At 74.5% G+C, this 3,403-nt stretch carries 2 protein-coding genes and 1 pseudogene; all 3 read left to right on the forward strand.

Translation table 11 applies throughout. The annotated features are described in order from the left end of the window. Positions 1 to 279, forward strand: a pseudogene (locus H5J30_RS22895) (FAD-dependent oxidoreductase); the annotation flags it as partial. Positions 280 to 462: 183 nt separating this feature from the next. Beyond that, the gene (locus tag H5J30_RS22900; protein WP_220189246.1) at positions 463 to 2,184 is read left to right on the forward strand and encodes an ABC transporter ATP-binding protein; all 1,722 of its coding nucleotides are present in this window, start codon (positions 463 to 465) and stop codon (positions 2,182 to 2,184) included. Then, on the forward strand, positions 2,184 to 3,403 hold a 1,220-nt coding region (locus H5J30_RS22905; RefSeq protein ID WP_181789270.1), incomplete at its 3' end, for a DUF4032 domain-containing protein. The genes H5J30_RS22900 and H5J30_RS22905, both read left to right, overlap by 1 nt.

Here is a 3,403-nt window from a genome sequence, read left to right on the forward strand (position 1 = left end):
TTCACCCCCGCCGTCCGCCTCAACGGAGTGTTCTCGGTGACCCCGGACAACCTGCCGCTGCTCGGCCCGTTCGACGGGCTGCCCGGGCTGTGGTCGGCGACGGCGATCTGGGTCACGCACGCCGCGGGCGCGGCGGCCGCGCTGGCGGAGGCGATGGACGGCGGCGAGGCGGGCGCGGGCTTCGCGGCGCTGGCGCCGGACCGCTTCGCGGGCGAGACGGCCCGGGAGCTGCGCCGCCGGGCCCTGCGCCACTACCGGGACATCTACGCCGCGGGCTGAGGCGCCAACGGCCGGGCCGGGGCCCGGCGTCGGGCGTACGGACCGGGGCGGCCCGGAGCGCTCGCGCGGCCTGTGGATAACTTCCGGCGGTGTGGTCCCGCCGCCGTAGGATCTCCGTGAGATCGCCGGAGGTGGGAAGTGGCCGTGGACGAGACGCCAGAAGCAGGCACGCCGCCGTGGCGGATGCTGCTCGCCTACGCGCGCCCGCACCGCTGGGCGCTGCTCGCGGGGGCGCTGCTGTCGCTGGCGACGGGCGCCACCGGGCTGGCGCTGCCGCTGGTGGCGCGGTCGCTGATCGACGACCTGTCCGGGGACCGGTCCATCGCGGGGGCTCTGGTGCTGATGTCGGTGCTGGTGGTCGCCAACGCCGGGGTCGGGGCGCTGGGTTCGTACGTGCTGCGGCGCACCGCCGAGTCGGTGGTGCTGACGGCGCGGCGCCGGGTCAGCTCGTACCTGCTGCGGCTGCGCATCTCGGCCGTGGACCGTACGGAGCCCGGGGACCTGATGGCCCGGGTGACGTCCGACTCCACGCTGCTGCGCGAGGTCACCACCGACACCCTCGTCGGGCTCGGCACCGGCGGTCTGACGGCCGTGGCGACGCTGGTGCTGATGGGCGTCGTCGACCCGGTGCTGCTCGGGGTGACCGCCGGGGTGATCGTCGCGGCCGGCACGGTCATCGGCTTCATCGTGCCGCGCATCAACCGGGCGGCGAAGCAGGCGGCCGAGTCCGTGGGCCTGATGGGGGCGGCGCTGGAGCGGGTGCTCGGCGCGTTGCGCACCGTCAAGGCGTCCGGCGCCGAGCACCGCGAGGAGCAGGCGGTGCACGCCGCGGCGCAGGAGTCGTGGCGGCAGAGCGTGCGGGCCGCCAAGTGGTCTGCGCTGGCCGGGAACACGGCGGGACTGTCCATGCAGGTCGCGTTCATCACCGTGCTGGCGGTTGGCGGCGCGCGGGTGGCGACCGGGTCGATCGACGTGGGCACGCTGGTCGCCTTCCTGCTCTACGTCTTCTATCTGATGTCGCCGATCCAGCAGGTGGTGGCCGCGGTCGCGCAGTACCAGACGGGGGCCGCCGCGCTGGAGCGCATCCGCGAGGCGCAGCAGCTGCCCGCCGAGCCCGTCGCGGCGCCCGCGCCGCTGCCGGAGCCGGGAGCCGAGCCGGCGGCGCTGGCGTTCGAGGACGTCCGCTTCCGGTACGCGGACGACCTGCCGTACGTGCACCACGGCGTCAGCTTCGCGATACCGCCGCGCGGCATGACGGCGTTCGTCGGCCCGTCGGGGGCGGGGAAGACGACCGTCTTCTCGCTGATCGAGCGGTTCTACGAGCCGACCGCCGGGCGCATACTCCTGGACGGCGCCGACGTCACCGACTGGGAGATACCCGCCCTGCGGGCCGCCATCGGGTACGTGGAGCAGGACGCCCCGGTGCTCTCGGGCTCGCTCGGCGACAACCTGCTGCTGGGCAACGCGGCGGCCGGCGAGGACGACGTGCGGGCGGTGCTGAAGACCACCCGGCTCGACGGCCTGGTGGCGCGGCTGCCGCAGGGTCTGGACACCCTCGTGGGCCACCGCGGCACGAAGCTGTCCGGTGGCGAGCGGCAGCGCGTCGCCATCGCCCGCGCGCTGCTGCGCCGGCCCCGGCTGCTCCTGCTCGACGAGGCCACGTCGCAGCTGGACGCGGTCAACGAGGCGGCCCTGCGCGACACCGTGGCGGAGGTGTCGCGCCGCACCACCGTGCTCGTCGTCGCCCACCGGCTGTCGACGGTCACCAGCGCCGACCGGATCGTGGTGGTGGACGCGGGCCGGGTGCGGGCCGTGGGCACGCACGCCGAGCTGGTCGCCGGCGACCGGCTCTACGCGGAGCTGGCGACCACCCAGTTCCTCGTCGCCGCGGCCGGCACCGCATGATGGAGGGCGAACGACCGAGGAGGACCGCCGTGCGCCCGGAGCTGCAGATCAGCGCCACCAACCCGGAGCATCCCGCCGCGCTGCTCGACCTGCCCTGGGAGCTGCCGCTCGACACCTGGCCGGAGAGCTGCCTGGTCGACCTGCCGCGCGGCATCTCACGGCACGTGGTGCGTTTCGCCGAGGCCGGCGAGGAGGTCGTGGCGATCAAGGAGGTGCCGGAGCGCGCCGCCCGCCGGGAGTACGAGCTGCTGCGCGACCTCGACCGGCTCGGCATCCCCGCCGTGGACGCGCTCGCGGTCGTCACCGGCCGCACCGGCGCGGACGGCGAGCCGCTGGAGCCGGCGCTCGTCACCCGGCACCTGGTGGGCTCGCGCCCGTACCGGGCGATGTTCGAGACCACGATGCGCCCGAGCACCGTGAACCGGCTGATGGACGCGCTGGCCGTGCTGCTCGTCCGGCTGCATCTGGCGGGTTTCGCCTGGGGTGACTGCTCGCTGTCCAACACCCTCTTCCGGCGGGACGCCGGGGCGTACGCCGCCTACCTGGTGGACGCCGAGACCGGGCAGATCCAGCCGCGGCTGAGCCACGGCCAGCGGGAGTACGACATCGAGCTGGCCCGCATGAACATCTCGGGCGAGCTGATGGACCTGGAAGCCTCCGGGGCGCTGCACCCGTCGATCGACCCGATCCCGTTCGGCGCGGCCATCGCCGAGCGGTACGGCGACCTGTGGCACGAGCTGACCCGGCAGTCGGTCTACCCGGCCGACAAGCGGCACTACATCGAGCGCCGCATACGCCGTCTGCACGACCTCGGCTTCGACGTCGCCGAGATGCAGATCACCCACTCCCCGGGCGGCGACACGGTCTCGTTCGTGCCGAAGGTCGTCGACGCCGGCCACCACCAGCGCCAGCTGCTGCGGCTGACCGGCATGGACACCGAGGAGAACCAGGCCCGCCGGCTGCTGAACGACCTGGAGAGCTGGATGGCGACCCAGGACGACTACGCGCCCGGGGACCCGCTCGGCGCCCGGCCCGAGGTGCTGGCGCACCGCTGGGTGCGGGAGGTGTTCCGGCCGACCGTGGGTGCGGTGCCGCCGGCGCTGCGCGGCCAGCTCGACCCGGCGCAGGTCTACCACGAGGTGCTGGAGCACCGCTGGCTGCTGGCCGAGCAGACGCAGCAGGACGTGGAGCTCGATGCCGCGGTCGCCGACTACGTCGA

Source organism: Streptomyces phytophilus (assembly GCF_013870535.1).
Classification (GTDB): domain Bacteria; phylum Actinomycetota; class Actinomycetes; order Streptomycetales; family Streptomycetaceae; genus Streptomyces; species Streptomyces phytophilus.